The sequence below is a fragment of the Allobacillus halotolerans genome (assembly GCF_018967645.1).
Lineage (GTDB): Bacteria > Bacillota > Bacilli > Bacillales > Alkalibacillaceae > Allobacillus > Allobacillus halotolerans.
In genome coordinates this window covers 1-2,476 of sequence record NZ_JAHLZF010000038.1, presented here as the reverse complement: position 1 = coordinate 2,476, position 2,476 = coordinate 1, and the positions used below count along the sequence as shown (strand labels likewise).

At 33.7% G+C, this 2,476-nt stretch carries 3 protein-coding genes; all 3 read right to left on the bottom strand.

Annotated elements, in window-relative coordinates:
* Positions 1–807 (bottom strand): phage portal protein (locus KQ486_RS13755; protein WP_216687977.1); only part of this gene is annotated, 807 nt, incomplete at its 3' end.
* Positions 808–817: 10 nt separating this feature from the next.
* A complete protein-coding gene (locus KQ486_RS13750; RefSeq protein WP_000169946.1) occupies positions 818–2,095 on the bottom strand; it encodes a PBSX family phage terminase large subunit in 1,278 nt (425 codons plus the stop codon).
* The coding region (locus KQ486_RS13745) for a terminase small subunit (RefSeq protein ID WP_031792752.1) at positions 2,082–2,476 on the bottom strand (395 nt) is incomplete at its 5' end. The genes KQ486_RS13750 and KQ486_RS13745, both read right to left, overlap by 14 nt.

The following is a 2,476-nucleotide window of genomic DNA, read 5'->3' as shown; positions in this document are numbered from 1 at the left end:
ATCATACAAATCAATTAAAGTGATTACTTTCTCATAATCCCCTTTTCTTCTTTCGTTGTTGCTAAATTCTGTAATAGGCATACGTTCGAAAGAGTGTGATTCAAAACCGTTTTCACGTGGTGTGAGCTTCAATCCATTTGTTCTACTGGTAAGATATCTATAAACACCGTGAGAAGTAAATAAATCAACTGTAAACACTTCATCTTCGTCAGTCTTGTCTATTGGTTTAGTTCTTAAATATCTAACGCCTGCGATACTATTACGTTCAATTGTATTGTCGTATATGACAAAAGTACTCATTGCATCACTCTTGTATAAACGCGTTTCATCATCTTGGTTTCTAATCATTATCTCATAAGCTTTACCGTAAATTGATAAGTCTAATCCTAGAGATCTATTGTGTGACTCAACATCATTCAAATCATTGAATGCCTCAATAGCTTCTAATACATCTTTGTCATCATCTTGATATTGAATTGGATTACCCAAGAAATAGCCGTTGATAAAATCGCTAATATAAGATGCGTAATCATGCGCTACACGGTTATCTGCCATGTACTCTTCTTTGCGTCGTGTTAACTCAACTAAGTTCTTAGTTTTACCTTCGTAATAATCACTTAACACTTTCAATCTAGGTCGTTGGTAATCCATGTGATGTTCAATGCATTTACTTACTTCATTAACGTTTTGTAATAAATCGGATTCCGTCCCGTCATATGTGTAAACAACATTGGCTTCATCATTAAATAAGTAATTTATGTTTCCCCGTAGATCTGTATCTGTTTCAAATTCGTTTACTTTTAACATTTGTTCCCTCCTATAATCCTAGAGATTTTATTGTGTCAACTTTCGAACTGACATTTGTGCGTTTTCTAACCGGTCTGTAGAATCGTTCCACTGAATAACGCAACGAATCGATACAATGATTGTATGTATCTACTGGTTCATTGGTATATTCACCTGTATCTTTGTCCTTTTGCCATGTGTAGTTGTCAAACTCTTCAATAGTCTTGAAACAACGTTCATCAACAATGATTTCAAATTGCATTAAGAATTGTAACCCTTGTACAACCGAGCCCTTCCCTTTTTTGGTTGGTAAAATCCTTTTAAGCCCTAGATTCCTTAATTCAGCTATACTTTTTTGTTCTGCACTATCTGCTGTAATTTCTTCTTTAGCATAACCAAGTTGCTTTATGACATTAGCTATTTCATCATTCAGCATACCTTGTTTAACATACTCTTCAATGATGTATAACTTCTTTTTCTTTACATCTATTTTAGAATGTATAAAAGCACTAGGATCATTAACGTAGCCAAAGTCCAATCCAAAATAAGAAGGTAAATGTCTTAACTCATCTTTATTTATTAAACGTTTTTCATACTTAGGGAAAACCAATTTGTCTAGTGTAGCAAATTCACCTAACGCATAAATTTTGTAATATGCTGGATTACGATTTGCTAACAACTCTAAGTTTTGTCGTGTCATTTCATCAAGAAACTTATTATCTCGATAACTAGATTGTCTAATCATGACATTTTCCATTGGTTCACCATGTTCAAAGAAATACTTATAAACCCAATTCAGTTTAGATACTGGGTTAAACATCAAAAATATTTGCTTATTCACGTGTTTACGCTCCCTCAAACGCAACGTTAATTGCGTGTAATCATTTAGTGTGAATTCAGACGCTTCTTCCATGACTATGTCTGATATGCCTTTTATCGACTTTATTTTCTCTGGGTTATCTAATCCTTTAAACAAAAAAACTGCGCCGTTTGGCAATTCAACTTTGTTATCAGTCTTATTCCAAAGGCACATGTCCCAAATACCGAAGTTTATCAAACAATCTTTGACATCTTCGAATAAACTATCTTTAATTGTTGATTGGACTTTTCTAAGCCATAGTATACGCCTAGGATATTTCCAGTCTTGCAATGCTTTAAGTACAACTTTTTGTATAACGCCGTGAGACTTACCGCTCGAACCTCCACCGTAATGTACTTCAGTGAAGTTATCGTAATTGGTTAGTATTTCGAATATGTTTCTATTGAAAACATTAGATGGTTTGTTAAAGTTTAATTTAACTTTCGTCATCGTACTCACCAATATTAATCTCAATATTCTTCTGAGTAATTTCTTTTTTATCGATATACGCACCATGTACTTTTAGTATGTGGTCAATAGATCTCTGACGCTCTTCAAAAGTTGGTGTGATTGTGTAAGTAACCTCTTTTTCCACTTCATCGTTTAAATGGTCATATTTCTTACTGTAAGCCTCTTGAGGTTCTCCTCTAGCAATAGAAGCAGATAACGCTAAAGCTTCTGTAATACTCATTAAACGCTCTTCTTGTATCTGTTCTAATCGTTCTTTAATATATTCCGAAACATTAACATTTCTTAACAATCGACTTGCTAAAGACTCTGCTGTTTTCTTACTATAACCTGCTGTAATTGCTGCTTTTTTACCATTACATC